The following is a 25,572-nucleotide window of genomic DNA, read 5'->3' on the forward strand; positions in this document are numbered from 1 at the left end:
GCACGGCTTAAAGGGAGAGAGGAATGGCGAGACCGCTCGCAGGCGTCAGAGTGCTCGACATGGGCACTTTCATCACTGGCCCCGCGGCAGGCATGCTGCTGGCGGACCTTGGCGCGGAGGTGATCAAAGTCGAGATGCCCGGCACCGGCGATCCGTTCCGCGCCTTCAAGGGCGACCTCTATTCGCCGCATTACCAGACCTACAACCGCAACAAGAAGTCGATCGAACTCAACACCAAGGAGGCCGCAGACCTCGCCGCGTTCGACAAGCTGGTCCTGACCGCCGACGTCTTCATCCAGAACTTCCGTCCCGGCGTGGCCGAGCGGCTCGGTGTCGGGCCCGAACGCCTGCAGGCGCTTAACCCGCGGCTGATCTATTGCGGCATCTCCGGCTTCGGCAATGACGGCCCGTGGAAGGACCGCCCGGCATTCGACACCGTGTCGCAAGCCAGCACCGGCTTCCTGCGACTGCTGGTCAACCCGGCCAATCCGCGCGTCGTGGGTCCGGCGATCGGGGACGCAGTGACGGGCTTCTACGCGGCTTACGGTGTCCTCGCGGCGCTCTATGAGCGGGAAAAGACCGGCAGGGGGCGGCTGGTCGAAACCTCGATGTTCGAGGCGATGAGCCACTTCAACCTCGACGATTTTACGCACTACCTTTCGGTCGACGAGGTCATGGGCCCGTGGTCGCGGCCCCACGTTTCGCAAAGCTACGTGTTCCAGTGCGCCGACGGCGGTTGGATCGCGCTGCACATGTCCAGCCCGCCCAAGTTCTGGGAGAACCTCGCCGAAGCCGTCGGCCAGCCGGACATGCTCCAGCGGCCCGAATTCGAAAGCCGTCCGGCGCGGATCGCTAACTATGAGAAGGTCGTCGCCTTCCTCGCCCCGATCTTCGCGCAGCAACCTCGGCAGTGGTGGGAGGAGCGGCTAGCCGCTCTCGAGGTGCCGCATTCGCCGGTCTATTCCTCGAAAGAGGTGGTCGAAGGCGAGTTGGCGCAGCACCACAAACTGGTGGTCGAGGGCGAAGGGGCACGGGGCAAGTTTCGCACGATCCGCTTCCCGATCCGTTTTGATGGCGAGATCGAAGGCAGCGTCACCCCGCCGCCGGAATTGGGCGCGAACAACGGGGACGTCTTGGGCAGGACCTAGTACCCGCGGCACCAGGCGTCTGAATGAATTGCGCCCGCGCGAGGGTTTGTTAGATTGCCAACAAAGCAGGCGAGAAAGACTCGCCGCGACGGGAGAACAGAGATGACCAAGTTGCCGAGCCGGCTGCACCATACGGCCTATGTGACCAAGGACCTCGAAGCGACGCGCGCCTTCTATGAGGACGTGCTCGGCCTGCCGCTCACCGCCACCTGGTGCGAGAAGGACTTCCTGTTTGGCAAGGACCGCACCTATTGCCACTGCTTCTTCGGTATCGGCGATGGCGGCGCGCTGGCGTTCTTCCAGTTCGCCGACCCCGAGGACCAGGCGCTGTTCGGGCCGGAGATTCCAGCGACGCCGTTCATCCACCTTGCGCTCAACGTCGATAAGGACACCCAGGCCGCGCTCGAGGAGCGGATCCAGAAGGCGGGCATTCAACCGCCCAACACCTACACTCTCGAGCATGGCTATTGCCGTTCGGTCTACGTGGTCGATCCCAACGGCATGACGGTGGAATTCACCTGCGACGATCCGCGTGCGGAAGAGGGCGATGAATACCGCCGCTCGATTGCCCATGCAGAGCTCAAGCGCTGGCTGGGCGGCGACCATTCGACCAACAACGAATTCCGCCACGAAGAAGCGGCCTAACCCTCAGAACAAGAACAGCATCGCCAACGACGCGATCCAGAGGTGGCGAGCCCACCCTGGATTGCTGCGGGGCCGTTCTCGCGTTGGCGAAGAGAGAGGACTTCGAATGTCGCTTCCCCTGTTTCCGACCTCGCTGGTCGGCTCCTATGCCCAGCCCGAGTGGCTCATCGACCGCGAAAAGCTGGCGGGACGCTTTCCGCCACGCACCCGGCAGAAGGAGCTGTGGCGGATACCCGAGCAATGGCTCGACCAGGCGTGGGACGACGCCACGATCATGGCGATTGCCGAGCAGGAGCGGGCCGGCCTCGACATCATCACCGATGGCGAGATGCGGCGAGAATCATACTCAAACCGCTTCGCCACCGCGCTCGACGGCGTTGATATGGATAACCACGGCACGGCCCTCGACCGCAGCGGGGAGCCGGTCCCCGTGCCGCGGGTTATCGGCGACATCAAGCGTCGCCACGCGGTGCAAGTGCGCGACGTGCAGTTCCTGCGGGAGCACGCCAGCGCGGACAAGAAGATCAAGATCACCGTGCCGGGTCCGTTCACGATGAGCCAACAGGCGCAGGACGATTACTACGGCGATCCCGAGGCTTTGGCGCTGGCGTATGCGGGGGCTGTCAACGAGGAGATCAAGGACTTGTTCGCCGCCGGAGCGGACGTTGTGCAACTGGACGAGCCCTACATGCAGGCTCGGCCGGAGAAGGCCCGCCAGTTCGGGCTCAAGGCACTCGCCCGCGCTCTGGAAGGCGTCGAAGGCACCACGGCGCTGCACATCTGCTTCGGTTACGCGCACCTGATCCACGAGCGGCCCGAGGGATACAGCTTCTTGCCTGAGCTTAGTGGCAGCGGGGTGAAGCAAATCTCGATCGAGACCGCCCAGTCGAACCTCGACACCTCCGTGCTCGAGACCTTGCCGGGCAAGACGATCATCCTTGGCGTACTCGACCTGTCCTCACACGAAGTGGAGACGCCGGAGATCGTGGCCGGGCGCATCCGCCGGGCCTTGCCGCATGTGGCGACGGAAAAGATCATCGTCGCGCCGGACTGCGGCCTAAAGTACCTTCCACGCGAGGTTGCCTTCGGCAAGATGAAGGCCATGGCCGACGGTGCTCGCATCGTGCGCGAAGAGCTGGCGTGAGCGGTTTCAAGACCACCCACACCGGCAGCCTGCCGCGGCCGGATTATCTGCTCGACCTGATCTTCGCCCGCGAAGGGGGTGAGGCCATCGAGGAAGCCGTTCTCGACGAGGCAATTGAGCGGGCGACGGCCTACGTCGTCGAGCGGCAGAAGCAGGCCCGGATCAGCGTGATCGGCGATGGCGAGATGTCGAAGCCGAGCTATGCCACCTACATCAAGCACCGGCTATCAGGCTTCGGCGGCGAGGCGGGCAGCTACGAGTTCGAAGACCTGGAGCAGTTCCCAGGCGCCAAGGCCAAGGTGTTCGGTGACACCGGGCGTGCCCGGCGCAGCGCTCCGGCCTGCACATCCGCCATCGAAGTCATCGACATGGATGCCCCGCGCGAGGATGCGGAACGGCTCAACCGGCTCGCCGGAGGGCACGAGACTTTCATGTCTGCTGCGTCTCCGGGCGTAACCGCGCTGTTCTTCCCCAACCAGTTCTACGCCAGCGACGAGGAATACGTCTTCGCCCTGGCCGAGGGGCTGCGCCACGAATACGAAACCATCGCCGCTGCAGGCATCACCCTACAGGTCGACTGCCCCGATCTCGCCATGGGCCGCCACGTGCAATTCACGGCGCTGTCGACAGAGGAGTTCCGCAAGCGAATCGGCATGAACGTTGCAGCGCTCAACCACGCGCTGCGCAACATACCGGCCGAGCAGCTTCGCATGCACTTGTGCTGGGGCAACTACCCGGGCCCGCACACCTGCGACGTAGATCTCGCCGATATCGCGGACATCGTGTGGAGCGCGAAGCCGCAGACGGTACTGCTCGAAGGCGCCAATCCGCGTCATGCGCATGAGTTCGCCTATTTCGAGGCGCATCCGTTGCCCGAAGGCAAAGTGCTGTGTCCGGGCATGATCGAGCCACAGTCCCCTTACGTCGAGCATCCGGAGCTGATCGCCCAGCGTATCGGCCGTTACGCCGACGTGCTCGGGCGCGAGAGGGTCGTGGCGGGGGTCGACTGCGGCTTCTCCGTCCACGCCGGCAGCGGCAATCTCGATGCGGAGGTCGTCTGGGCCAAGCTGGCGGCGTTGGCGGAAGGCGCTGCGATCGCGAGCAAGCGCTACTGGTAAGAACCGCTCGCGCCCGCTAGTCGGTCTTTCGATTGCGGGTGTGGCGGAATGGTAGACGCCGGGGACTTAAAATCCCCTGAGCTTTGCTCGTGCCGGTTCGAGTCCGGCCACCCGCACCATTTTGCTGTTTCCCGACAGGTGCCGAGCGGTCGCACCCGCGACCTTGGTTTTCTTCGCCTAAGCTCGGGCGGCCGGTCGGCCTGGCGAACCGATTCGTTTCGGGACCCATCCGCAGTTGTCCTTAGTGGCGCCCCAAGAAAGGCTTTGCTTCCAGCAAGGTATGGGTCGAGCCAGACCCCAGAACGCGTTAGCCATTCGGAAACTCCCATGCCGTTAAATTCCGCCAAATCAGAGCCATGGATCGAGGCGGAGCCGTCGGGTCCCGGTACCTTGGGAGCGCACATGCACGAGGCCGTTCGAAAGGAAGCGATCGCTTCCGTCACTGAAGAGACAGCGGCCGAGGTTCCCGAGCAGCGCGGGGCTCCGCGTTTGCGGCTGCTCATTCGTTCGGCGAAGCTCGTCAGCTCCGAAGGCGAATACTTGTGCGTCGTGCGCGATGCGTCCGAGGGCGGGGTCAGCGTTCGCCTGTTCCATCCGCTCCCGGCCGAAGTTCCGCTGACGCTCGAGTTGCAGAATGGCGATCGCTATCCGCTGCTGCGGGTGTGGGAGGAAGACGGCAAGGCCGGCTTCCGTTTCGAGAATCCCGCCGATCTCGAACGCATCGTCGAATCCCCGAGTCGCTTCGCCAAGCGGGCGGTGCGCGTTAATCTCAACCTACCCTGCGTGGTACGGTTCGGCGAACGGGAGGTTTACGCCAAGCTGTGCAACTTGTCCCAGCAAGGCGGCAGGATCGTCACTGCGGAGCGACTCTCGCTGGTCCAGCGCATCCGGATCGAGGCTGATGGACTTCCGGAGCTGGCCGCCAAGGTCCGTTGGCGGCGGGGCGAGACTTACGGGCTGAGTTTCGAAAACAACCTGCAGTTCGAGGAACTCGCACGCATCGCCTTCGATGTGCAGCGGAACCAGGGGCCGCGCGACTAGGCCCTGCGAGTGGGCTCCGCAGGACATCCGTTAACCGTCTCATAACCAATTTCCTTCACTCCCGGTGAAACGAGAGACCGGGGGAATTGATGAGCGATTCAGGCGTACCCGCGGGTAGTGAAATTGAGGTCGACGTGGTTATCGTGGGGGCCGGTCCAGCCGGCCTCACTGCGGGCTACCTGCTGTCCAAGGCGGGCAAGTCGGTCGCGATAATCGAGAAGGACGCGACTTACGTCGGCGGCATCAGCCGCACTGTCGAACACGAAGGTTACCGCTTCGACATCGGCGGTCACCGGTTCTTCTCCAAGAGTCAGGCGGTGGTGGACCTCTGGAACGAGATCCTGCCGGACGATTTCATCCAGCGCCCGCGCATGAGCCGCATCTATTACGAGGGCAAGTTCTACTCCTACCCGCTGCGTGCGTTCGAGGCCTTGCGCAACCTCGGCGTGCTGCGCTCGACAGCCTGCATGCTCAGCTATGGCTGGGCCAAGCTCTATCCGATCAAGGACGTGAGGAGCTTCGAGGACTGGACCAGCAACCAGTTCGGCAAGAAACTCTATTCGATCTTCTTCAAGACCTACACCGAGAAGGTCTGGGGCATGCCTTGCGACCAGATGAGCGCCGACTGGGCTGCTCAGCGTATCAAGGGCCTCAGCCTGTGGGGAGCCGTCACCGACGGGCTCAAGCGCTCGCTCGGCCTCAACAAGCGCCCGAACGACGGGCAGGCGGTCAAGACGCTGCTGGAGACCTTTCGCTACCCGCGTCTCGGCCCCGGCATGATGTGGGATGCTGCCCGCGATCGTATCGAGGAGCGTGGCGGACGCGTTTTCATGGGCCACGCGCTCAAGCAGCTGCATAGTGACGGAGACGGCGGCTGGCGTCTTACGGCTAATGGCCCCCAAGGCGAGCTTGTGATTCGCGCTGCGCACGCCATCAGTTCCGCGCCCATGCGCGAGCTGGCGGCGCGGCTCCATCCGCTGCCGGAAAGCACGATCAAGGCGAGCAACCTCAAGTACCGCGACTTCCTGACCGTGGCGCTGATGATCCGCTCGGACGATCTGTTTCCCGACAACTGGATCTACATTCACGACAGTAAGGTGCAGGTCGGCCGGGTGCAGAACTTCCGTTCCTGGTCGCCCGAAATGGTGCCGGACGAAAGCGTTGCCTGCGTCGGGCTCGAATACTTCTGTTTCGAAGGCGACGGCCTGTGGTCTATGAGCGATGCAAAGCTCGTCGAACTGGCCAAGAGAGAGATGGCTATCCTTGGCTTGGTTGCGCCTGAAAAGGTAATCGGGGGCGCCGTCGTCCGCCAGGAAAAGGCTTACCCGGTCTACGACGAAACTTATGCCGCCAACGTCGACGCCATGCGGACAGAGCTGGAAGAAAAACACCCCACCCTGCATCTCGTGGGCCGCAATGGCATGCACCGGTACAATAACCAGGATCATGCGATGATGACCGCCATGCTCACGGCAGAGAACATTCTCGCCGGGCAGCGAATCTACGACACCTGGTGCGTGAACGAGGACGCCGAGTATCACGAGGCCGGGGACGAAGGGGCGCAGAAAGTGCTTCCCGAATCGTCGTCACGCGGGCCTGTCACCGAAGACCAGGCGGCGGCTCTGGCATCTGTCCGCGAGGTGCCGCAGCGAATTGTCGACGACCGCCGCAAGGTCGCTTGAGTCGGGTGATGGTCGCGATCATCGCCCGTGTCGCCGATCTGAGGCTGGTCCGCTACCTGCTCGCCAGCGTCGGCGCGCTCGCCGTCGACATGGCGGCGTTCCTGGCTCTGCTGGCGCTCGGAGCCTGGCCGGCTGCGGCTTCGGCAGCCAGCTATGGCGCCGGCATCGCAGCCCATTGGCTGATGTCTAGCCGTGCGGTTTTTGCCGATACCGTGGCTGAGGCCGGCGGGGCGCGGACGCGACAGAAGGTCCTGTTCGTCGGCTCGGCGCTCCTCGGGCTTGGCCTCACCACGGGGATCGTTTTCGCCGGGCACAACGCGGGCATGGATCCGCGGCTGGCCAAGATGGGGGCGATCGTAATCAGCTTCGTGGCAACCTGGTTGTTGCGAAGCAAATTGGTGTTCCGCCGCGAGTTGGCAGAGTAAACTATGCCGTGGTTACGCGCACCATTGACCCGGGTATTCCTGGTCTGGGTGGCCGTTGCCGCAATCCTGCTCGCGCGCGGCTGGAGCGGGATTGTCGAACGGCACTTCCCCGATCCTGACGACGTTCTGCGGCTCGTCCAGGTCCGTGACTTGCTGTCGGGCCAGGGCTGGTTCGATCTCCACCAGTATCGGATCGATCCGCCGGCCGGCACACTGATGCACTGGTCGCGACTCGTCGATCTGCCCCTGGCCCTGGTGATGGGGAGCCTGGCCCCCTTGATCGGTAGCGGCCTTGCCGAGCAGGTCGCGCTGGTCGCCGTCCCCTTGATTACGCTCGGCGCGATTCTCTTTGCTATCGCCAAGACCGGTTCGCGCTTCCTCGATGCGCGCGACGTAACGCTCGCCTGTCTTTGCGCCGGGACATCGATGTTCCTGCTTACGCAGGTTCAACCCATGCGGATCGACCACCATGGTTGGCAGGTCTTCAGCGTCATGTTGGCGCTGACCGGGCTTGTTCCCGGGCGTAGCGCCCGCGGTCCGGCGCTCTCGGGCATTGCCCTTGCCGCGGGACTTTCCATCTCGCTCGAGGTTCTGCCGGTCACCGCCGCCTTCGGTGCGGTGTTCGCCTTGCGCTGGTTGAGCAACCCCAGGGAGAAGGCGGCGCTGACCGTTTTCCTCGGCTCGCTTGCCCTCTCGACCGGGGTCCTGTTCGTGACCACTCGCGGGCTTGGCGACCTGGCTCTCCATTGCGACGCGGTCACGCCTCCGCTTTTGGGCCTGTTCGCGCTCGCGGCGGCAGGCGCGGGACTGGCCGCCTGGATCAATCCGCAGTCCCGGCCGCTGCTGGTAGTCATGTTGGGAGTTCCGGCGCTGGCGGGAGCCGCTCTCTACCTTGGAACCTCTCCCCAATGCCTGGCGGGCCCGTTCGGCAACCTCGACCCGCTGGTGCGCGAATATTGGTATCTCTACATACGCGAGGGCCAACCCGCCTGGCAGGCCGACGCGATTGTCTGGATACCACCGGTCGCGCAAGGCCTGGCCGCCCTCGCGACGCTTGTCTGGCTGGTCTTCCACCGCCGCGGCATGGAGCGCCGCTGGTGGTTCGAATACCTTGTTATCGCCGGGGCTGCGTTCCTCTCTGGCTTGCTGGTCCTGCGCTCGTTGGCTTTCGTTGGCGCGCTTTCGGCTGTGCCGCTCGGCTGGCTGACCGGCCGCCTGCTCGACACCCTGGGCAAGGTAGAGGGCCCGTTGCGCAAGGCCGGCGTGGCCATGGTGATCACTTGTCTGCTGGTCCCGTCAGTCCCGTTCGCCGCCGCCCAGAACTGGATGCCGCAAGCGGCCGCAGCGGGAGAAGACGAGCTGTCGGACAAACGCGTTTGCGACCCTAACGAACCGCTCGATCCGCTGCGCAACCTGCCTCCGGCCACTGTGCTTGCGCCGCTGGATCTCGGTCCGGCCTTGCTCGAACAGACCCACCACAGCGTTGTGGCTACCTCACACCATCGGGCAGCCCAGGCCATGCACGATGTGATCGAGGCCTTCATGGCCCCACCTGCCGAGGCGCGCGAAATCGTCCGGGCGCATAGCGTCGAATACCTGTTGCTCTGCACGGACCTGAAGGAGATCGAGCTTCGCGCCACGACCGCGCCAAAAGGTCTCGCCGCCAAGCTGGTAAAAGGACAGGCCCCCGACTGGCTTGAGCGTGTGCCGCTCGACAAATCGCCCGAGTGGCAGCTCTGGCGAGTCCGGAGCCGCTAGGCCGGGCGGAACTTCATCGCCAGCCCGTTCATGCAATAGCGCAGGCCGGTGGGCGGCGGACCGTCCTTGAAGACATGGCCCAGGTGCCCACCGCAATCGGCGCAATGCACTTCCGTACGCGGATAGCCGAGCTTGTAATCGGTCGAGGTACCCACGGCGCCGGGAAGCGGCTGGTAGAAGCTCGGCCAACCGGTGCCGCTGTTGAATTTCGTGCTGCTTGCGTAGAGTTCATTGGCGCAACCGGCACAGAGGAAAGTGCCCTTGCGCTTCTCATGATCGAGCGGAGAGCTGCCCGCCCGTTCGGTGTCCTCGTGCCGTAGCACCTGGTAGGCGGCCGGACTGAGGCGGCGTTTCCATTCGGCGTCGGTCAGGTTGACCTTGAAGGTCTTGGCTTCGGCAGCGCCGCCACAGGAAGCCAGCACCGGCAGGGCAATGCCGGCAGCCAGCCAGGCGATCGCGTTACGGCGGCTGGTCGGGTGTGTCATGCGTCCCTCCTACAGAGCATTCTTCGAACCCTTGCTGAATGCCGAAGCAACGAGCGTGCGAAGGTTGCGGTTCCGTTTAGCCCCTTGGCTGCCGGATTTCATCACTCGTTTGCGGAACAAGGCGGCCCCGAGCCGAATGGTGATGGCGACCCAGGCGACCTGCCATCCCAGAGCCAGGACGTGCGGCCAAAGCGATTCGTACTGCGCCGCTCTGGCGAACATGGCGAAGGGCGAGCTGAAGGGAAAAGCGATGGCCGCCCACTCGATCGGCTGACCCGAAGATCCCACCGCCAGGCTCGCGAACAGGAACAGCAGGACCTGCATCATAGTGACCGGCATCGACAGCGTCTGGACTTCGCGCACGGTGTTGGCGAGCGAGCCGATAGCGAGGAACACGGAGCCGAGCAGCAGGTAGCCCATGGCAAAGTAGGCGATGCCCAGCGCGAAGAACAACGGCCAACCCACTCCCGGCTCGGGCAGGCTGCTGAGGTCGATCGCGTTGCCCATCAGGCCCTCGAAACCCGACAGCCCGACCACCGCTCCGATGACCGTCGCCCACACGGCGATGCCGACCAGAGAGACCGCCAGCATGGCGAACAGCTTGCCCAGGAACACGGCATCCATCGGTATGGCGGCGGCCAGGATTTCGATGACCTTGTTCGCCTTTTCTTCGACCAGGTTGGAGAGCACCATGCCCGCCAGCAGGATGATCAGCAAAAACAGCATAAGCTGGCCCGCCTGCGCCGTCCGGAGGCGTCCCCGTTGCTCGCTGGCCCCGGTCACGGCGACGACCTGAGTGCGGACTTCGGGATAGACGGCAGGCGTATCCCGCAGCGCCGCCCCGGCGATCAGCGAGACGGGCCCCGTCCACCACTGCAACCGTTCGGGCGTGGCGACGAGTTCCGGGTCGGCCGGTGTGCCCGTCAGGACAGCGGCGAGGTTGCCCTCGCGCCGCGCGAGCAGGGCCTGGGCGTCAAAGATTTCTCCTGGGTCCAGACGCTTGGAGACCACCATATCCGGCAGCGCCGGACCCAGCTCCTTCGCCAGCGATTGACGCGCGGCGAGGATGGCTTCGGTATCGGCGGCCGTCATGGCGATGCCGATGACGGGTCGCGCGGCCTCGCTCTCCACCCTTTGGCCGATGCCCCCGGCGAGACTGCCGACGACCAGCGGGAACAACGGGCCTAGCAGGAAGAAGACGAAGCTCCTGCTGAAGAGGATGGTCATGAAATCGCGGCGCGCCACGACCCAGGCGGCCTGGAGCAGCGAAAGCCGGCACGCGGTGTTCGCAACCGGGGTCATTGGACGGTCTCCGGCTCCGCGTTGAGGGCTCTGGCGGCGGCTTCGCCGGCTATGGCCACGAAAGCGTCGTGCAGTCCGGCGCGTTCGATCGAGAGCGACTGGATCCCGGCGTTGCCTTCAATCAGCGCGCGCAGGAGGGGCTCGACGCCGCTATCGGGCAGGGGGAAGTACCAGAAATTGCCTTCGCGGCGGGCCTGGGCCGGGAGAGCGGCACGCCACGGCCCGTCGGCGTTGAGGGTTTCCAGCCGTACTTGCGCCGGAATACGATCGCGCGCGTGGTCGACGGACCCGGCATAAGGCACCTTGCCGCCGGCGATGATCGCCACGCCTTCGCAAAGACGCTCGGCATGGGCGATGACGTGGGTTGAGAAGATTACCGTGGCGCCATTGGCGGCGAGGTTGCGGATCAGCAGCTCGAGCTTGCCCTGGTTGATCGCGTCCAGCCCGGAGAACGGTTCGTCGAGCACGACCAGCCGCGGCGAGTGGACCAGGGTGCCGAGCAGCTGGACTTGCTGGGCCATGCCCTTCGAGAGCTGGCGGATCTGCCGCTCGACCGCGTGACCGAGGCCGTTCTGCTCCATGAGCTCGCGTCCGCGCCGGCGCCCTTCTGCGAGCGGGAGGCCGCGCAGCGCGCCCATGAAGGCGATCGCCTCGAAGGCCTTCATCGTCGGGTAAAGCCCGCGCTCTTCGGGCAGATAGCCGATCTGGCGGGCGACATCCTGCGGGTTCGAATGGCCGAGAATACGTCGCTCGCCCGCATCTGGGTCGATAATCCCAAGCAGCATGCGCAGCGTCGTGGTCTTGCCCGCGCCGTTGGGGCCGAGGATGCCGTAGATCGCGCCTTCGGGCACGGCGAGGTCGACGCCGTCGACGGCCAGCGTGCCGTCGAACCGCTTCACCAGTCCGCGCGCCTCGATGGCCAGTGCGGGCGCCGATCGATGCACCCCAGGTTCCAACGCAATGTTCACTTGCATCCCCCTCCTTCGGTCGAGATACGCGGCTCAGGTTAACAGGAGCAACCGGAATCGTGGTTGAGGCCATCGCCCTCGACGATCTGAAAACGCGGCTGGTTCAGCAGGCGCGCTCGCTTGGCTTTGCGAGCGTGGGGTTCGCGCCCGCGGCGGACGATCCGCTGCGCAGCGAACGGCTGCGCGAATGGCTCGACGCGGGCATGCATGGCGAGATGGAGTGGATGGAGGCGCGCGCCGAGGTCCGCCGCGGTCCGCAATCGATGTGGCCCGAGGCGCGCAGTGTGATCGCTCTCGGCATGAGCTACGCCCCCGCGCACGATCCGCTGGCGCTGGAAGGCGATCCTGAGCGCGCCCGCATCTCGGTCTATGCTCAGGGGCGCGATTATCATGACGTCATGAAGAGCGCACTCAAGGCGCTCGCGCGGTGGATGACGGCGGAGACGGGCAAGCTTGGGCTCGATGCGGCGCTTAAAGTCTTCGTCGATACAGCGCCGGTGATGGAGAAGCCGCTGGGTGAGGCGGCGGGGATCGGCTGGCAGGGCAAGCACACCAACCTCGTCAGCCGCGAGCATGGTAGCTGGCTTTTCCTTGGAGCGATCTATTCGACACTACCGTTCGCGCCCGACGCTCCGCACGAAACGAACTGCGGCTCGTGCCATGCCTGCCTCGATGCCTGCCCGACGAGCGCCTTTCCCGCGCCGTACCGGCTCGATGCGCGGCGGTGCATTTCGTATCTCACGATCGAGCATCGCGGACCCATTCCTGAGGAGTTCCGGGCGGCGATGGGCAACCGCATCTATGGCTGCGACGATTGTCTGGCGGTGTGTCCGTGGAACAAGTTCGCGGTCGCGGCGTCACGGCACCAGGCTTTCCTGCCCCGCGCCGAACTGATGGCGCCGCGGCTGGACGAATTGCTGACCCTCGACGACGCGGGTTTCCGCAAGCTGTTTTCGGGCTCGCCAATCAAGCGCATCGGACGCGACCGGTTCGTGCGCAACTGCCTGATCGCGGCGGGCAATAGCGGAAACCGGGAGCTGTTGGGGGCGGTCTACCCGCTGCTGAGCGACCCAGACGCGGTGGTCGCCGAAGCGGCCGCCTGGGCGCTTGAGCAGCTTACAAAAGCTCCTTGAGCTGGATCTCCGTGTCGAGCAACACCTCGGGCGCGATCACCGCGCGCGCTTCCACCAGCTTGCGGCCCTGGGCGTAGTCCTTCGTGCGGTTGATGCAGTCGAGCGCGATCACTCGTCCGCCCTTGAGGTAGACGACCGAGAAGCTGCGGCTGGATGGGTCACCCCGCAGCACCGTGGCGTCATGGCCGATGTTCACGCCGATGGTCTGCAACCTGAGATCGTACTGGTTGGACCAGAACCACGGGACAGCCTCGTAAGGCTGCCTGTCGCCGCAGATGGATCGTGCGGCCGTGTTGGCCATGTCGTTGGCGTTCTGCACGCTCTCCAGCCGGATGACCGCCCCGTCGGCAAAGGCGTTCACGTGCGCCGCGCAGTCTCCGATGGCGTAGATATCGGGCAGACTGGTGCGGCAATACGGATCGACGTCGACTCCGTTGGCACCCGCTGCTCCCGCGGCGATCAACGGTCCCACCGACGGGACGATGCCGATGCCGACAATGACGAGATCGCAGGGAAGGGTCTCACCATCGGTCAGGCGGACGCCGGTGACTTTCTCCTCGCCCTCGATGGCCTCGACCTCGGCGCCGAGGCGGAAGTCGACTCCCTGCGCGCGATGCTCGGCTTCGTAGAAGCGCGAGAGATCCTCCCCGGCAACGCGCGAGAGCAGGCGGTCTTCCTTCTCTACCACCGTGACATCGCAGCCCAGCTTGGTCAGCGCGGCGGCGGCTTCAAGTCCGATATAGCCTCCGCCGATCACCACCGCACGTCTGGCACCCGAAGCAAGCTCGGCGCGGATGCGGTCGGTGTCGAGCTTGTCGCGGATCACGTGCACCCCGGGGAGCTGAGCGCCGGGGCACGACAGCCGACGCGGATCGCCGCCCCCGGCCCAGATCAACGTGCCGTACCTTATCGTCCCGCCGCCCGAGACAGTCAGCGTCTTTGCGGCGGGATCGATCCTGGACACGCTGGTTTCCAGCAGCAGGCCGACCTGCCGTTCGTCCCAGAACGGCGCGGGGCGGATCATGATCCGTTCGAACGGCTTTTCCCCGTAGAGATAGTCCTTCGAGAGAGGTGGCCGCTCGTAAGGCGGCTCCCCATCGCGGCCGATCATCAGGATGGAACCGGCAAAGCCATGCTGGCGCAAGGCAATGGCCGCCTGCGCGCCGCCGTGCCCGGTGCCGACGATTACGATATCTGATTCGCTCATACCTTAGCGGTTCAACAGGTTTCTCGCCTGGCTGGCAATCTGTGCCAGCATCGCGGGGGCAAGCGGCGTCGCGCTACGGGCCCGCGCGATCATCGAGCGGAACTGCTGGATCGCGGGCGCGCGCTCGGCTGCCCATTCGCCAATCTGGCCCTTGGGATCGGTTTTGCCGCGTTTGCTGGTAGCGAGTTGGCGGAGGAACTCGAACCGCATCTGCTGGAAATCGCGCGCCAGCCCGGCGACCAGCAGTCGCTCCCACGGATCGGAGGGATTCATCACCGAGGCTTTCGACTGGGCCCAGTCGAGGCCCAAAGTCTCGCCCAGCGCGATGAAGGCCTGGGTCAGCGGGACCGGGGCGATGCGCGTGTCGCGCGACAGTTGCGCCAGGCCGATCGTGCCGTCGACCGCGAACAGGTTGGCGACCTTGAGCGCAAGCGCCGGTGGTGCGCCGGCTTCTTCCAGCTCGGTAGCGATGGCTTCAGCATGCTCGCGCGCCTCGCGGGCCAGCAGGTCGTCGACGTGATCGACCAGCTCGGCCACTTCGCGCGAAACGGCGCCGATCAGGTCCGAGGGCGGCTGCATGGCCCCGCCCGCGCGCAGCAAGTCGGCCATATGTCCGCGCAACGCGGACGCGGATCTTTCGAACAGCAGAAGCCGGGCGCCTTCAGGCATTTTGCCCTCGTCGATCGCCGCCCAGATCGCGTCCATCCCCAGCAACGCGCAAGCCGAAACGAAGGCTGCGGCAATCTGGTCGAGCCCTGCGCCTTCCTCTTCGGCGAGCTCGAAGGGATGGATCAGGCCCATGCGATTGACGAGGGCGTTGGCGATAACGGTCGCCACGATCTCGTTCCGTAGCCGATGGGCCAGGATGAACTTGCGGAAGGGCGCTCTCATCGACTCCGGGAAGTCGTCGAACAACAACGGTTCCGCCGCCTTGTCGGAAGCGATGTCGCTCGCCTCGATGGCGGATTGCAGCAGCAGTTTGGCGTTTGAGAGCAGGACGGCGAGTTCGGGCCGGGTCAGGCCCTGTCCGTCCACCGCCCGGCGCACCAGCGCCTGGCTGTCCGCCAGCCCCTCGGTCTTGCGGTCGAGTTCGCCCGCGTCTTCGAGGAACTCGATCAGCCGAGTCTGCGAGGCCACAGCCTTGGCACCACCGGCTTGAGCAATCGACAGGGCGAGTGCCTGCATCCGGTTGTCTTCGAGCACCAACGCGGCGACTTCATCCGTCATCGCCTCAAGCACTTCTACCCGGCGCGTTTCGGACAGCTTGCCGCCGCGCTTGGCCGCTTCGAGCGCGATCTTGATGTTGACCTCGTTGTCGGAGCAATCGACCCCGGCGGAATTGTCGATGAAGTCGGTATTGATGCGTCCGCCATGGAGAGCGAACTCGATCCTTCCGGCCTGCGTGACGCCCAGGTTGGCGCCTTCGCCGACGACTTTGGCCCGAACCTCGTCGCCGTTCACGCGCAAGCCGTCGTTCGCCGGATCGCCCACTTGCGCATGCGCTTCGGTGCTGGCCTTGAGATAAGTCCCGATTCCGCCGAACCACAGCAAATCCACCGGGGCCTTGAGGATCGCGCTGATCAGGCTTTCGGGGTCGAGCTCTTCCGCTTCGACGGCCAACACGGCGCGGGCTTCCGGGGACAGCGGAATGCGCTTGAGCGTACGCGGGAAGACACCGCCGCCCTTGCTGATCAGCTTTTCGGAATAATCCGCCCAGCTCGACCGAGGGAGCTCGAACAACCGCTTGCGCTCGGCCCAGCTCGTAGCCGGATCGGGGTTGGGGTCGATGAACACGTGGCGGTGGTCGAACGCGGCGACAAGCTTGATCGCCTTCGACAGCATCATGCCATTGCCGAACACGTCACCTGACATGTCACCGCAGCCGACCACTCGGACCGGCACGGTCTGGACGTCGATGCCCATCTCGAGGAAATGCCGCTGGACCGAGATCCAGGCGCCGCGGGCGGTAATACCCATGGCTTTGTGGTCGTAACCCTTCGAACCGCCGCTCGCGAATGCGTCGCCGAGCCAGAAATCGAACTCGGCGGCGATGGCGTTGGCGGTGTCGGAGAAGGTCGCCGTGCCCTTGTCCGCGGCGACCACGAAGTAGGGATCATCGCCATCATGGATCACCACATGCTTGGGATGCACCACCTTGCTGCCGACGATGTTGTCGGTGATCGACAGCAGGGTGCGGACGAAGAGCTTGTAACTCTCGCGCCCTTCGGTGGCCCAGGCGTCGCGGTCGATCGCCGGGTCGGGCAAGCGCTTGGGATAGAAGCCACCCTTGGCCCCGGTCGGCACAATCACCGCGTTCTTGACCCGCTGCGCCTTCATCAGCCCGAGGACCTCGGTGCGGAAATCGTCGCGCCTGTCGGACCAGCGAAGGCCCCCGCGAGCGACCGGGCCCGCGCGCAAGTGGATGCCCTCGACGCGGCGCGAATAGACGAAGATCTCGCGCCAGGGCACCGGCTTGGGCAGGTTCGGAACCAGCGAGGAATCGAGCTTGAAAGCCAGTGCCTCGGCGCCGGAAGGGGCAAAGGCGTTGGTCCGCAGGATGGCTCCGGCCAAGGCCCAGTAGAGCCGCAGCAGGCGGTCGTCGTTGATCGCGGCAACGCCGGCAAGCCCCGTACGGATCTGTTCCTCGGCCTGCCGGGTAGCGGCCTCGCGATCACCCTTGAAACCCGGATCGTGGCGGACGCGGAACAGCTCTATCAGCGCGCGAGTGACGGTGGGCGCGCGGCGTAACGCGTCGACCACCGTGTAGATGGTGAAGGCGATGTTGACTTGCCGGAGGTAGCGATAGAGCGCGCGCAGCCAGTCGGCCTCTTGCGCCTCCAGCCCCGGGCTCACAACCAGGCGGTTGAACACGTCGTCCTCGGCCCGGGCGTTGAGCACCGCGCAGATCGCGGCTTCGATGCGCGGCGCGCGATCGAGCAGCGGCGCAGCCTCGTCTCCATGCGCGAGACCCAGCAGGAAATCGTGGATCGAGCCGGGTTCGGCTCCGGCAATCGAGGTGGGACGTTCCGCGAGAACCCGGAAGCCGAAGTTCTCCAGCGCGGGCACGGCGTCCGACAGCGCGACCGAGCCGCCGAGCTGGTAGAGCTTCATCCGCAGTTGATCGGCCGGGTCGTTCTCCAACCGGTAGAGCCGGGCATCGCGGTGAAGCGGGCGCTCCGCCTCCGCGCTCGCGAGCGCCCGCATCCGCGTGATATCCCGCGCGGCCTCGGCGGGTCCGTAATCGGTTCGGTAAGCGAGCGGGAAGGCCTCGGCGTAACGGGAGGCAAGCGCGGCGGCGCGCGAGGGTTCCTCGTCGACGGCAAGCGCGGCTTCGACTGCCTCGCCCCAGCCCCGCAGGAGTTCCTGCAGCCGCCGGTCGACCAGGTCCATGTCAGGCTCGCGCCCGCGTCCGCGAAAATCCAGGACGTAGCGCAGCATGGCGAGGTTGCCGCCTTCGACCAGCAAGCTCCAGTCGAGCGTGTCGGCCCCGGTCGAATCCTCGATCATCGCCTGGATCTTGAGCCGCGTCGAAGTCGAAAGCAGATCGCGCGGGAGCCAGACGAAGCCGAACAGGTGGCGATGGAGGGGGGCCATGACCATGGCCGCGCGGGCCCGCGGACGGTCGGCCAGGGCCATCATGGTGGTCGCCACACGCGCCAGATCTTCGTCTTCGAAGCCGATCGCGATGTCGTGCGGCAGCACTGTCAGCGCGTGGACCAGGGCCTTGGCGTCGTGGCTGCCGTCCTGGAAGCCGAATTTTTCCATCAGGTCGGCCAGCTGGCGGCGCAACTCGGGCACTTGTGCCGGAGGCGTCCCTAGCGCGGCACTGGTCCAGATCCCGGCGTGGACCGAGAGGGCGGTAATCTTTCCGCTTTCGATCACGGGCACGATGAACACGTCGAGCGGGACCCGGCGATGGACGTGCGAGTAGGTGTTGGCCTTGATGATTAACGGTGCTCGTTGCTGGTTGGTGGGCTTTTCGAACCACGCAAAGGCGAGCTTGTAGCCTTCCTCGCTGAGCAGGGCCTTGGCGCTCTTCTTGCAAATGCCGAGAGCTTCGGACTTCGAGCCGTCGCGCTTGATCGTCACGTGGCCCAGCAGCGTCAGCATGCCGTCGCCGAACCAGCGCAGCAGCTCCTGCCGCTCGGTATCGGGTACCTTGTCGGCGTCCCGGCCGAGCCGTTCGCGCATCGCCGGCCAGTCGGACACCGCTACCCGGACGTCGGCCAGGGTAGCCGCGAGCTCCTGTTCGAGTGTGCGCCGCTGGATGGCGTCGATCCGCGCGGTCTCGAGGTAGATCATCGATTCCAGCTTCTCGCCGCTCGCCTCCCCTTCGGGCAGGGCGACCAGCTTGCCCTTCTCGTCGCGGCGTGCGGGAAGCACGGGGTGGGCAAGCACGTCGATCGGCAGCCCGAGCGCGGCAATCGTCGCGGCAATCGAATCGACCAGGAAGGGCATGTCCTTGTTGACGATGGCGATGCGGGTGACGCGTCGGTCGCCAAGCCCCGAGCGGACCGCGATCGCGGCCTCTCCGCGCTTACGCAGGCGGGCGGTTTCGAGCAGAAACGCGGCCGCTTCGTCGAGATGGGCCGCGCCGAGTTCGGTTTCGCCCGGCAGTCGGGATGCCGCGATGCGCTCGCGCAAGACCTTGGCCAGCTTCGCGTCTCCAGCCGACAATTGCTTGAACCCATCGGCTTGGCGCCGCGCGGTGGCCATATTCACTCTCTCCCGCCTCCACAAACCAGACAAACGAGGCGGCCGTGCGGTCGTTCCGACTTCTCGCGCCGAGTGGCGCCACGGCCGTCCCTACGAAGAAATTGCCTCCATCGTGAGCGCCAGCGATCGGCGGCGCGCCTCGGGATCATATGTGGCGCCCGAGACGATCAGCTCGTCGGCCTGCGTCCGTTCGATGAACCGGCCGATCCGTTCACGGACGGTGGCAACCGATCCGACCGCGCGGGCCTGGCCGAGGTGTTCGAGCATGGCGCGGGCGTTATCGGGCAGGGTCTCGCGATAGCCCGGTATCGGGGGCGGCAGCTTGCCCGGGTCGCCGGAACGCAGCCGGACAAACGACTGGTCCTGCGACGAGGCCAGAAGCTCCGCTTCCTCGTCGGTTTCCGCGGCGATTACCGTCATGGCCGCCATGGCGTGCGGCTTGTCGAGATAGGCCGAGGGGCGGAACTGGCTACGATAGGCTATCAGCGCGGCATCGAGATGGTCCGGCGCAAAGTGGCTGGCAAAGGCATAGGGCATGCCGAGCCGCGCAGCGAGCTGGGCGCCGAACAGGCTCGACCCCAGCATCCACAGTTCGACTTTGGCACCCAGCCCGGGGGTGGCAACGATCGGCAGGTCGAGATCGCCGGTCAGCATGGCCCGCAGCTCGACCACATCTTGCGGAAAGTACTCGGCTGCCTGGTGGAGATTCTTGCGCAGGGCCTGTGCCACGATTCCCGCTGCTCCAGGCGCCCGGCCCAGCCCCAGGTCCACGCGACCGGGGAACAGGCCATCGAGCGTGCCGAACTGTTCGGCGATCACGAACGGGTTGTGGTTGGGCAGCATGATCCCACCCGAACCGATCCTGATGGTCGACGTCGAATGACCGATGTGGGCGAGTACGACCGCGGCGGCTCCGCCGGCGACACCCGGGGTGGCGTGGTGTTCGGCCACCCAGAACCTCTTGTATCCGGCTTGCTCAGCGGTCGCCGCGAGCTTGCCGGCGTCCTCCAGCGCCTCGTGCAGGGTGCCGCCTTCGCGGATCGGAACGAGATCGAGGACCGAAAGGGGGATCATTCGGACGGTTCCTCCTCACTTGGCGGAGCGTCATTGGGCTGGGCTGCGGCGGGCTCGCTTAGCTGGGCAAGATAGCCCCTGGCGGTAATCGCTTCCTCGCTGTTCGGAGCCAGGTCGACGACCGATTGCCAGCTTGCCCGCGCCGCGTCCTCGCGTCCACCTAGTATGGCGATGACACCGGCTTCGAGGCCGATCTCCGGATAGCCGGGAGAGAGCTTTGCGGCGGTTTCGATATAGCTCTGCGCCTGGTCGAGCTTGTTCTGTCGGCGCGCGAGGGTCGCAGAAAGCAACCACGCATAAGGGCTCTGCGGGTCGAAAGTCCGCGCGCTGGTAAGCGTAGCTTCGGCCTCGGCGTCTTGTCCAAGCAGGACCTGGGCCCGAGCCCTGTCGATCTCGACCACGGCCCTCAAACCGGCATCGCCGGAGGCTTCGGCATCGCTCGCCGCGAGGTTGAGGTGCGTAAGGGCGGCGGCGCCGCGCTCCTGGGCGAGGGCGGCATTGCCCGCCATCGCGGCGAGCTGGGCCCGGCGGTAAGGATCGCCCTGGCCAAGCGCCTCGCGTGCGGCAAGGAACGCCTGCTCCGCCGCTTCCCATCGCAGCAGCGAGGTATAGGCCATGCCCAGGCAATGCTGCGGGTACGACCGGTCGGCGCCGCTGGTCTGTTCGGACCACTGGCTGGCCTCCACGATAGCGGTCGTCGGGTCTTGGCGCGCCTTGTCCAGGCACACGATAAGCCGATCTTCGGCCAAAGTGCGCGGTACCGGCGGGCCGGGTGCCTCGGCGGCCGCCTGAGCCAGGGTGAGCAGCGAAGCGGAGAGAAGGGCGGTGATCATCGAAAGGGTCTCATGCTAGCGCGGCGACGGTGCGCAGGAGCAAGGCGATGTCGCTGTCGCGCGAAAGGCGATGGTCGCCTCCCTTGACCAGAGTGACCTGCACATCCTGTGAACGCAAAGCCGCCGCCAGGCGCAGAGAAATCTCCGGAGGTACGTCGGTGTCGTCCTGCCCATGGAGCAGCCGCACCGGACAATCGATAGCGATCTCGCTCTCCAGCTGACGACAGTCCTGCCCGTCCCTCCAGAAGCCCGCATGTGTCGGGGTCGGGTCATAGCCGTAGGCGTTTTCGGTCAACAGCGTCTCGCCGTTCGCCAGCCGCGTCTTCTGGTCTTCATCATAGCCCCAGGCGGTGAAATCCGGGGCCGACGCGATGCCGACGAGGCCGGCAACCTTGCCACCCAGTTCGCGGGCCGCCAACAGCATCAGCCAGCCCCCCATCGACGATCCCACGAGCACGACTTCGCCCTGCACTTCGGCCGCGATCAGCGAGAGTGCCTCTTCGGTCCAGCGGGCCAGGGTTCCCTCGGCGAAGTCGCCTTCGCTTTCGCCGCAGCCGGAATAGTCGAGCAACAGGCATTCGCGCCCTTCGGCTTGCGCCCAGGCCGATAGCGCGGTCGCCTTGCTGCCGGCCATGTCGGACATATACCCCGGCAGGAACACTATTGCCGGACCTGTGCCGGGCGAGTGGCGGAAGGCAATCCGCCTGCCATCGGGCATCTCATGGAAACGGGTCTCAGGCATCGCTGCTCAGATGGAGTCGAAGCTGGCGATCGGCAAGGCTTGGCTCCCGCCCCTACCGTCGCGGGGCCGCATAACGGGCGATCTCGGTCAGTTCCTGGGCCAACATTAGCTCTGCCGCCTGGCTGTTCGACAGCAGCGCGCGGTGGAGTGCGGCGAGCCGCTGCACCAGGCGATTGAGGCGCCGGGCGTTCCAGCGCTGCATCTGGGTTCCGAGATCGCGTGCGTCGCGCCAGAACACCCGTCGAGCCTTTTGCTCCGCCTCGAGCAAGTCCTTGATCCTGCCATTCGGTCCGAGCCTGGCGGTAAGCTGCGCCAGTTGCGCGGCTCGGCGTTCGAGGGCGAGCAGTACGGCCACCGGGTTGAGCGACAGCTCGTGCATTCGCCGCAGTTCGGCCGGAAGGCGATTTACCTCACCGGACAGCACCGCATTGACCAGCGGCATGAAGCCGTCTTCCTCTGTCTTCGCCCCGATTGCGTCGAGCGCTTCTTCGCTGGCCTGGCGAGGCGCCTGCGCCGAAGCGTCGAGGTAGAGCGCGAGCTTGGTGACCTCCGATTGGGCGAGCCGCACGTCGAGCCCGGCCGCCCGTGCGATGCGCTCGGCAAGATCGCCGCCGAGCCTGAGGCCGGCCGCATCGGCCATGCGCCGCACTTCCTCGGTGACCGACTTGAGGTCCGGCGGATGGAACATCGCCACCAGGCTGTCGCCGCGCCCTTCGAGGAGCTTGGCGGTGCGCGACTTGTCGGTGGCGCCGGTCGCGACGATCAGGACCGGGCAGGCACCCTCGCCTTCCCCTCCGTCAATCACCTCAAGCCAGGTTTTCACCGCGTCGTGGGCTTCGTCTCCGCTGGCTCTGACCAGGATGTGACGGGTCCCCGCGAAGAGGGAGTTCGATCGGGCTTCGTCGCCAAGACGGACAGGGTCGGATTTCAGCTCCCCGCCTGACAGTTCGATCCGTTCTCCGGGATCGGGCAGCATGGCGATCAGGCGGGCGGCGGCCGCGGCAGCGCCGGCTTCGTCGGGACCACAGAAGAAGGCGATCTTCGCCTGCTGGGCGGCCCGCGGCGCGACGGCATTGAAGTCGCGCTGGGTGGCCTTCACGATTGCGAACGAAGGGCGAGCGTAACGCGGATCATGATCCGGTCGGAGACCTCGACGGCAAGGTTCTCGAGCGCGGTCTGTTCCGCGGCAATCGTCGCGAATTCCGAGGAAACGACGTCGATACCGGCATCCGAACCCGCCGTGGCATCGAGCAGGATCGTGCCGTTCGACAGGTCGACCAGCTGATAGCGGGCGCGCAGGGTCCGGCGTTCGCGCGAAACGGTCTCGTCGGTCAGCAGGCCGAGGCTTTCGAGTTGGTCGTCGAGCAGGACATCGAGCCGATAGCGCGGCGTGGCCGTGCCGCCACTTTGCGCCAGCCTGTCCTTCAGCGCGTTGCGAACGAGCCAGCCCGCGCGGCCTTCGATCGGAGCGACTTCGACCGCTGCCAGGCCTTGCGCGACCGCACCGCTACCACCGCCCGCGTACATCGGCTGCAGGCCGCAGCCGCCGAGCGCTCCGAGCAGCGCGAGCGGCGCCAGCAAGGAGGCAGTGCGCGTCATGCGACGATGTTCACCAGCCTGTCGGGCACCACGATCACCTTGCGGACCTCTGCTCCATCGAGGGCACGCTGGACCTTCTCGCTCGCTAGCGCAAGCGCCTCGACTTCCACTTGAGGCAGGCCCTTGGCCACGGTCAGCGTGTCGCGCAGCTTGCCTTTCACCTGGACGGCGATGGTGACTTCGTCCTCGATCAATAGGGCGGGATCGACCGGTGGCCACTCGGCTTCGGACACGAGCCCGTCGAACCCGGCGTTGTGCCAGGCTTCCTCGGACAGGTGCGGCATCATCGGTGAGGCCAGCAGCATCAGGGTCGCGATGCTCTCGCTGCGCGTGGCGGAAGGCGGCGCCTTTTCGACGGCTGAGGTGAACTCGTAGACCCGCGCCACCGCCTTGTTGAAGGCGAGCGCTTCAATGTCCTCGGCCGCTGCGGCGATGGTCTGGTGCTGCTTGCGCTGCAGCGCCCGGTCTTCACCGGTGGCGGCGTCGTCGTACTGGCTGAACAGACGCCAAAGGCGCTGCACGAACCGGCCGCAGCCTTCGATGCCGCTTTCCGACCACGGCAGATCCCGCTCGGGCGGGCTGTCGGAGAGCATGAACCAGCGCACCGCGTCGGCGCCGTAGCGTTCGACCATGTCGTCCGGGTCGACCACGTTCTTCTTCGACTTGGACATCTTGATGACGCGGCCGATCGTGACGGGGTCGCCATCGGCCTTGAGCACGGCGCCCTCGGCGCTGCGTTCGATCTCGCCAGGACCGAAGTAGACCGGCTGGCCGTTTTCCGGGTTCTTCCGCTCGTAAGTTTCGTGCGTCACCATGCCCTGGGTGAACAGGCTGCGGAACGGTTCGGCCACGTCGATCTTGCCGATGTGCTTGAGCGCGCGAGTCCAGAAGCGGGCGTAGAGCAAGTGCAGGATCGCGTGCTCGATACCGCCGATGTACTGGTCGACGGGCAGCCACTTGGCGACCTCGTCGCGGTCGAACGGACGGTCGGCCGGCTGGCTGGCGAAGCGCAGGAAATACCAGGAACTGTTGACGAACGTGTCGAGCGTATCGGTCTCGCGCTCCGCCGCGCCGCCGCACTTGGGGCAGTCGACGTGCTTCCAGGTCGGGTGCCGCACCAGCGGGTTGCCGGGAATCGAGAAATCGACATCCTCGGGCAGAGTGACGGGGAGTTGCTCCTTCGGGACGGGAACCACGCCGCACTCGCCGCAGTGGATGAACGGGATCGGCGTACCCCAGTAGCGCTGGCGCGAAACGCCCCAATCGCGCAGGCGCCACACGGTCTTGCCCTCGCCCCAGCCTTGGGATTCCGCCGCCGCGATCACAGCTCGCTTGGCCTCGGGCACGGTCATCCCGTCAAGGATGGCCGAATGGACCAGCACGCCGTCGCCGGCTTCGGCCTCGGTCAGCGGCGCATCGGCCTGTTCGGCGGAGGCGGCGACCACGCGAACGATCGGCAGGCCGTACTTGGTCGCGAACTCGAAGTCCCGCTGGTCGTGGCCCGGCACGGCCATGATGGCGCCCGTGCCGTAGTCCATCAGCACGAAGTTGGCGATGTAGACCGGCAGGCGCTTGTCCGGATCGAACGGATGGACCGCGCCGATGCCGGTATCGAAGCCCAGCTTTTCAGCGGTTTCCAGCTCAGCGGCGGTGGTCCCGCCGGCGCGGCATTTTTCGATAAACTTGGCGGCGTCGCAATTCACCTGCGCCACGGCTTCCGCGAGCGGGTGATCGGGCGCGACAGCGACGAAGCTGGCGCCAAAGATCGTGTCGGGCCGGGTCGTGTAGACGTCGAGCGTATCGCCGTTGGTCAGGTCGAAGCGGAACTGCAGGCCTTCGCTCTTGCCGATCCAGTTTTCCTGCATCAGCCGGACCTTTTCCGGCCAGTCCTCGAGCGTGCCGAGGCCGCCCAGCAAGTCCTGCGCGAACTGCGTGATCTTGAGAAACCACTGGTTGAGCTGGCGCTTCTCGACAAGCGCGCCGGAGCGCCAGCCGCGGCCATCCACCACTTGCTCGTTCGCGAGCACGGTCTGGTCGACCGGGTCCCAGTTCACCGCGCTCTGGCGGCGGTAGACGAGGCCCGCCTCGTACATGTCGAGGAACAACGCCTGCTCGTGCCCATAATAGGACGGGTCGCATGTCGCGATCTCGCGGCTCCAGTCGAGCGCGAATCCGAGGCGCTTGAGCTGCGCCTTCATCGTGGCGATGTTCTGGTAGGTCCACCCGGCCGGATGCACGCCCTGCTCCATGGCGGCGTTTTCGGCCGGCATGCCGAACGCGTCCCAGCCCATCGGGTGCAGGACCTCGTGTCCGGTCATGCGCTTGTAGCGGGCGAGCACGTCACCCATCGTGTAATTGCGCACGTGCCCGATGTGGATGCGCCCCGATGGATAGGGGAACATCTCCAGCACGTAGCTCTTGGGCCGGTTGCTGTCGCTGTCGGCCTCGAAGCAGCGCGCTTCGTCCCACGCACGCTGCCACCGTCCGTCGGCTTGCGACGGATCGAAGCGCTGCTCGGTCATGGTGTGGTTCCTAAAGTTGTCCGGGAATCA

The 25,572-nt window shown here is 65.8% G+C and carries 20 protein-coding genes and 1 tRNA gene; 10 read left to right on the forward strand and 11 right to left on the reverse strand.

Annotation, left to right across the window (positions count from 1 at the left end; all coding sequences use genetic code 11):
• The first annotated feature begins 23 nt into the window (after positions 1 to 23).
• The 9 genes from KK137_RS13810 (at position 24) to KK137_RS13850 (ending at position 8,961) form a co-directional block, all read left to right on the forward strand.
• Positions 24 to 1,148 carry a CaiB/BaiF CoA transferase family protein gene (locus KK137_RS13810; RefSeq protein WP_214537117.1) on the forward strand — a complete coding sequence of 375 codons (1,125 nt, stop codon included), beginning with the start codon at positions 24 to 26 and terminating at the stop codon, positions 1,146 to 1,148.
• Positions 1,149 to 1,250: 102 nt separating this feature from the next.
• Entirely contained in the window at positions 1,251 to 1,793 is a 543-nt protein-coding gene (locus KK137_RS13815; RefSeq protein ID WP_214537118.1) for a VOC family protein, read from the forward strand.
• A gap of 106 nt (positions 1,794 to 1,899) precedes the next feature.
• Positions 1,900 to 2,937 (forward strand): uroporphyrinogen decarboxylase family protein, encoded by a 1,038-nt coding sequence (locus KK137_RS13820; RefSeq protein ID WP_214537119.1) that lies wholly within the window; start codon positions 1,900 to 1,902, stop codon positions 2,935 to 2,937.
• On the forward strand, positions 2,934 to 4,055 hold the full coding sequence (locus KK137_RS13825) for a cobalamin-independent methionine synthase II family protein (protein ID WP_214537120.1): 1,122 nt from the start codon (positions 2,934 to 2,936) through the stop codon (positions 4,053 to 4,055). The genes KK137_RS13820 and KK137_RS13825 overlap by 4 nt, the downstream gene beginning before the upstream one ends.
• A 34-nt stretch (positions 4,056 to 4,089) precedes the next feature.
• Positions 4,090 to 4,174: transfer RNA gene (locus tag KK137_RS13830), tRNA-Leu, on the forward strand.
• Positions 4,175 to 4,457: 283 nt separating this feature from the next.
• Positions 4,458 to 5,096, forward strand: a complete 639-nt coding sequence (locus KK137_RS13835) for a PilZ domain-containing protein (RefSeq protein ID WP_214537121.1) — start codon at positions 4,458 to 4,460, stop codon at positions 5,094 to 5,096.
• A gap of 89 nt (positions 5,097 to 5,185) precedes the next feature.
• On the forward strand, positions 5,186 to 6,778 hold the full coding sequence (locus KK137_RS13840) for an NAD(P)/FAD-dependent oxidoreductase (RefSeq protein ID WP_214537122.1): 1,593 nt from the start codon (positions 5,186 to 5,188) through the stop codon (positions 6,776 to 6,778).
• An 8-nt stretch (positions 6,779 to 6,786) separates the two neighbouring features.
• Positions 6,787 to 7,203: a GtrA family protein gene (locus KK137_RS13845; RefSeq protein ID WP_214537123.1), complete on the forward strand. Its 417-nt coding sequence runs from the start codon at positions 6,787 to 6,789 to the stop codon at positions 7,201 to 7,203.
• Positions 7,204 to 7,227: 24 nt separating this feature from the next.
• Positions 7,228 to 8,961, forward strand: a complete 1,734-nt coding sequence (locus tag KK137_RS13850) for a hypothetical protein (protein ID WP_214537124.1) — start codon at positions 7,228 to 7,230, stop codon at positions 8,959 to 8,961.
• On the opposite strand, the gene msrB is transcribed toward KK137_RS13850, so the two are convergent.
• From msrB to KK137_RS13865, 3 genes are read right to left on the reverse strand one after another with little or no spacing between them, the layout of a single operon-like run.
• Entirely contained in the window at positions 8,958 to 9,446 is a 489-nt protein-coding gene (msrB, locus tag KK137_RS13855; protein WP_214537125.1) for a peptide-methionine (R)-S-oxide reductase MsrB, read from the reverse strand. The genes KK137_RS13850 and msrB overlap by 4 nt on opposite strands.
• A 9-nt stretch (positions 9,447 to 9,455) precedes the next feature.
• Positions 9,456 to 10,748, reverse strand: coding sequence for an ABC transporter permease (locus tag KK137_RS13860; protein ID WP_214537126.1), 1,293 nt, complete (start codon positions 10,746 to 10,748; stop codon positions 9,456 to 9,458).
• Positions 10,745 to 11,716 carry an ABC transporter ATP-binding protein gene (locus KK137_RS13865; RefSeq protein WP_338028087.1) on the reverse strand — a complete coding sequence of 324 codons (972 nt, stop codon included), beginning with the start codon at positions 11,714 to 11,716 and terminating at the stop codon, positions 10,745 to 10,747. Before KK137_RS13865 ends, KK137_RS13860 begins: the two co-directional genes overlap by 4 nt.
• A gap of 59 nt (positions 11,717 to 11,775) precedes the next feature.
• Between KK137_RS13865 and queG the strand changes: the two genes are divergently transcribed.
• Positions 11,776 to 12,849 (forward strand): tRNA epoxyqueuosine(34) reductase QueG, encoded by a 1,074-nt coding sequence (gene queG / locus KK137_RS13870; RefSeq protein WP_214537128.1) that lies wholly within the window; start codon positions 11,776 to 11,778, stop codon positions 12,847 to 12,849.
• On the opposite strand, the gene KK137_RS13875 is transcribed toward queG, so the two are convergent.
• From KK137_RS13875 to leuS, 8 genes are all read right to left on the reverse strand, one after another.
• Positions 12,833 to 14,056: an NAD(P)/FAD-dependent oxidoreductase gene (locus tag KK137_RS13875; protein ID WP_214537129.1), complete on the reverse strand. Its 1,224-nt coding sequence runs from the start codon at positions 14,054 to 14,056 to the stop codon at positions 12,833 to 12,835. The genes queG and KK137_RS13875 overlap by 17 nt on opposite strands.
• A gap of 3 nt (positions 14,057 to 14,059) precedes the next feature.
• Positions 14,060 to 18,772, reverse strand: a complete 4,713-nt coding sequence (locus KK137_RS13880; RefSeq protein WP_214537130.1) for an NAD-glutamate dehydrogenase — start codon at positions 18,770 to 18,772, stop codon at positions 14,060 to 14,062.
• A 90-nt stretch (positions 18,773 to 18,862) separates the two neighbouring features.
• Positions 18,863 to 19,846 carry an LLM class flavin-dependent oxidoreductase gene (locus tag KK137_RS13885; RefSeq protein WP_214537131.1) on the reverse strand — a complete coding sequence of 328 codons (984 nt, stop codon included), beginning with the start codon at positions 19,844 to 19,846 and terminating at the stop codon, positions 18,863 to 18,865.
• Positions 19,843 to 20,679 (reverse strand): tetratricopeptide repeat protein, encoded by an 837-nt coding sequence (locus KK137_RS13890; protein ID WP_214537132.1) that lies wholly within the window; start codon positions 20,677 to 20,679, stop codon positions 19,843 to 19,845. Before KK137_RS13890 ends, KK137_RS13885 begins: the two co-directional genes overlap by 4 nt.
• Positions 20,680 to 20,689: 10 nt before the next feature.
• Positions 20,690 to 21,421 carry an alpha/beta hydrolase gene (locus KK137_RS13895; RefSeq protein ID WP_214537133.1) on the reverse strand — a complete coding sequence of 244 codons (732 nt, stop codon included), beginning with the start codon at positions 21,419 to 21,421 and terminating at the stop codon, positions 20,690 to 20,692.
• Positions 21,422 to 21,473: 52 nt separating this feature from the next.
• Positions 21,474 to 22,520, reverse strand: a complete 1,047-nt coding sequence (gene holA / locus KK137_RS13900; protein WP_214537134.1) for a DNA polymerase III subunit delta — start codon at positions 22,518 to 22,520, stop codon at positions 21,474 to 21,476.
• Positions 22,517 to 23,020 (reverse strand): LPS assembly lipoprotein LptE, encoded by a 504-nt coding sequence (lptE, locus tag KK137_RS13905; RefSeq protein ID WP_214537135.1) that lies wholly within the window; start codon positions 23,018 to 23,020, stop codon positions 22,517 to 22,519. Before lptE ends, holA begins: the two co-directional genes overlap by 4 nt.
• Positions 23,017 to 25,542, reverse strand: a complete 2,526-nt coding sequence (gene leuS, locus KK137_RS13910) for a leucine--tRNA ligase (protein WP_214537136.1) — start codon at positions 25,540 to 25,542, stop codon at positions 23,017 to 23,019. Before leuS ends, lptE begins: the two co-directional genes overlap by 4 nt.
• Positions 25,543 to 25,572 lie beyond the last annotated feature (30 nt).

Origin of the sequence: Croceibacterium selenioxidans, from assembly GCF_018599195.1 — a bacterium.
In the GTDB taxonomy this organism is placed as follows: domain Bacteria; phylum Pseudomonadota; class Alphaproteobacteria; order Sphingomonadales; family Sphingomonadaceae; genus Croceibacterium_A; species Croceibacterium_A selenioxidans.

Bases quoted from the DNA above. Each gene is read 5' to 3' on its own strand.
- KK137_RS13880 (WP_214537130.1), bottom strand. From the start codon at position 18,772: ATGGCCACCGCGCGGCGCCAAGCCGATGGGTTCAAGCAATTGTCGGCT.
- KK137_RS13875 (WP_214537129.1), bottom strand. From the start codon at position 14,056: ATGAGCGAATCAGATATCGTAATCGTCGGCACCGGGCACGGCGGCGCG.
- leuS (WP_214537136.1), bottom strand. From the start codon at position 25,542: ATGACCGAGCAGCGCTTCGATCCGTCGCAAGCCGACGGACGGTGGCAG.
- msrB (WP_214537125.1), bottom strand. From the start codon at position 9,446: ATGACACACCCGACCAGCCGCCGTAACGCGATCGCCTGGCTGGCTGCC.
- lptE (WP_214537135.1), bottom strand. From the start codon at position 23,020: ATGACGCGCACTGCCTCCTTGCTGGCGCCGCTCGCGCTGCTCGGAGCG.
- KK137_RS13835 (WP_214537121.1), top strand. From the start codon at position 4,458: ATGCACGAGGCCGTTCGAAAGGAAGCGATCGCTTCCGTCACTGAAGAG.
- KK137_RS13895 (WP_214537133.1), bottom strand. From the start codon at position 21,421: ATGCCTGAGACCCGTTTCCATGAGATGCCCGATGGCAGGCGGATTGCC.
- KK137_RS13810 (WP_214537117.1), top strand. From the start codon at position 24: ATGGCGAGACCGCTCGCAGGCGTCAGAGTGCTCGACATGGGCACTTTC.
- KK137_RS13815 (WP_214537118.1), top strand. From the start codon at position 1,251: ATGACCAAGTTGCCGAGCCGGCTGCACCATACGGCCTATGTGACCAAG.
- KK137_RS13840 (WP_214537122.1), top strand. From the start codon at position 5,186: ATGAGCGATTCAGGCGTACCCGCGGGTAGTGAAATTGAGGTCGACGTG.
- KK137_RS13860 (WP_214537126.1), bottom strand. From the start codon at position 10,748: ATGACCCCGGTTGCGAACACCGCGTGCCGGCTTTCGCTGCTCCAGGCC.
- KK137_RS13820 (WP_214537119.1), top strand. From the start codon at position 1,900: ATGTCGCTTCCCCTGTTTCCGACCTCGCTGGTCGGCTCCTATGCCCAG.
- KK137_RS13890 (WP_214537132.1), bottom strand. From the start codon at position 20,679: ATGATCACCGCCCTTCTCTCCGCTTCGCTGCTCACCCTGGCTCAGGCG.
- KK137_RS13845 (WP_214537123.1), top strand. From the start codon at position 6,787: ATGGTCGCGATCATCGCCCGTGTCGCCGATCTGAGGCTGGTCCGCTAC.
- KK137_RS13885 (WP_214537131.1), bottom strand. From the start codon at position 19,846: ATGATCCCCCTTTCGGTCCTCGATCTCGTTCCGATCCGCGAAGGCGGC.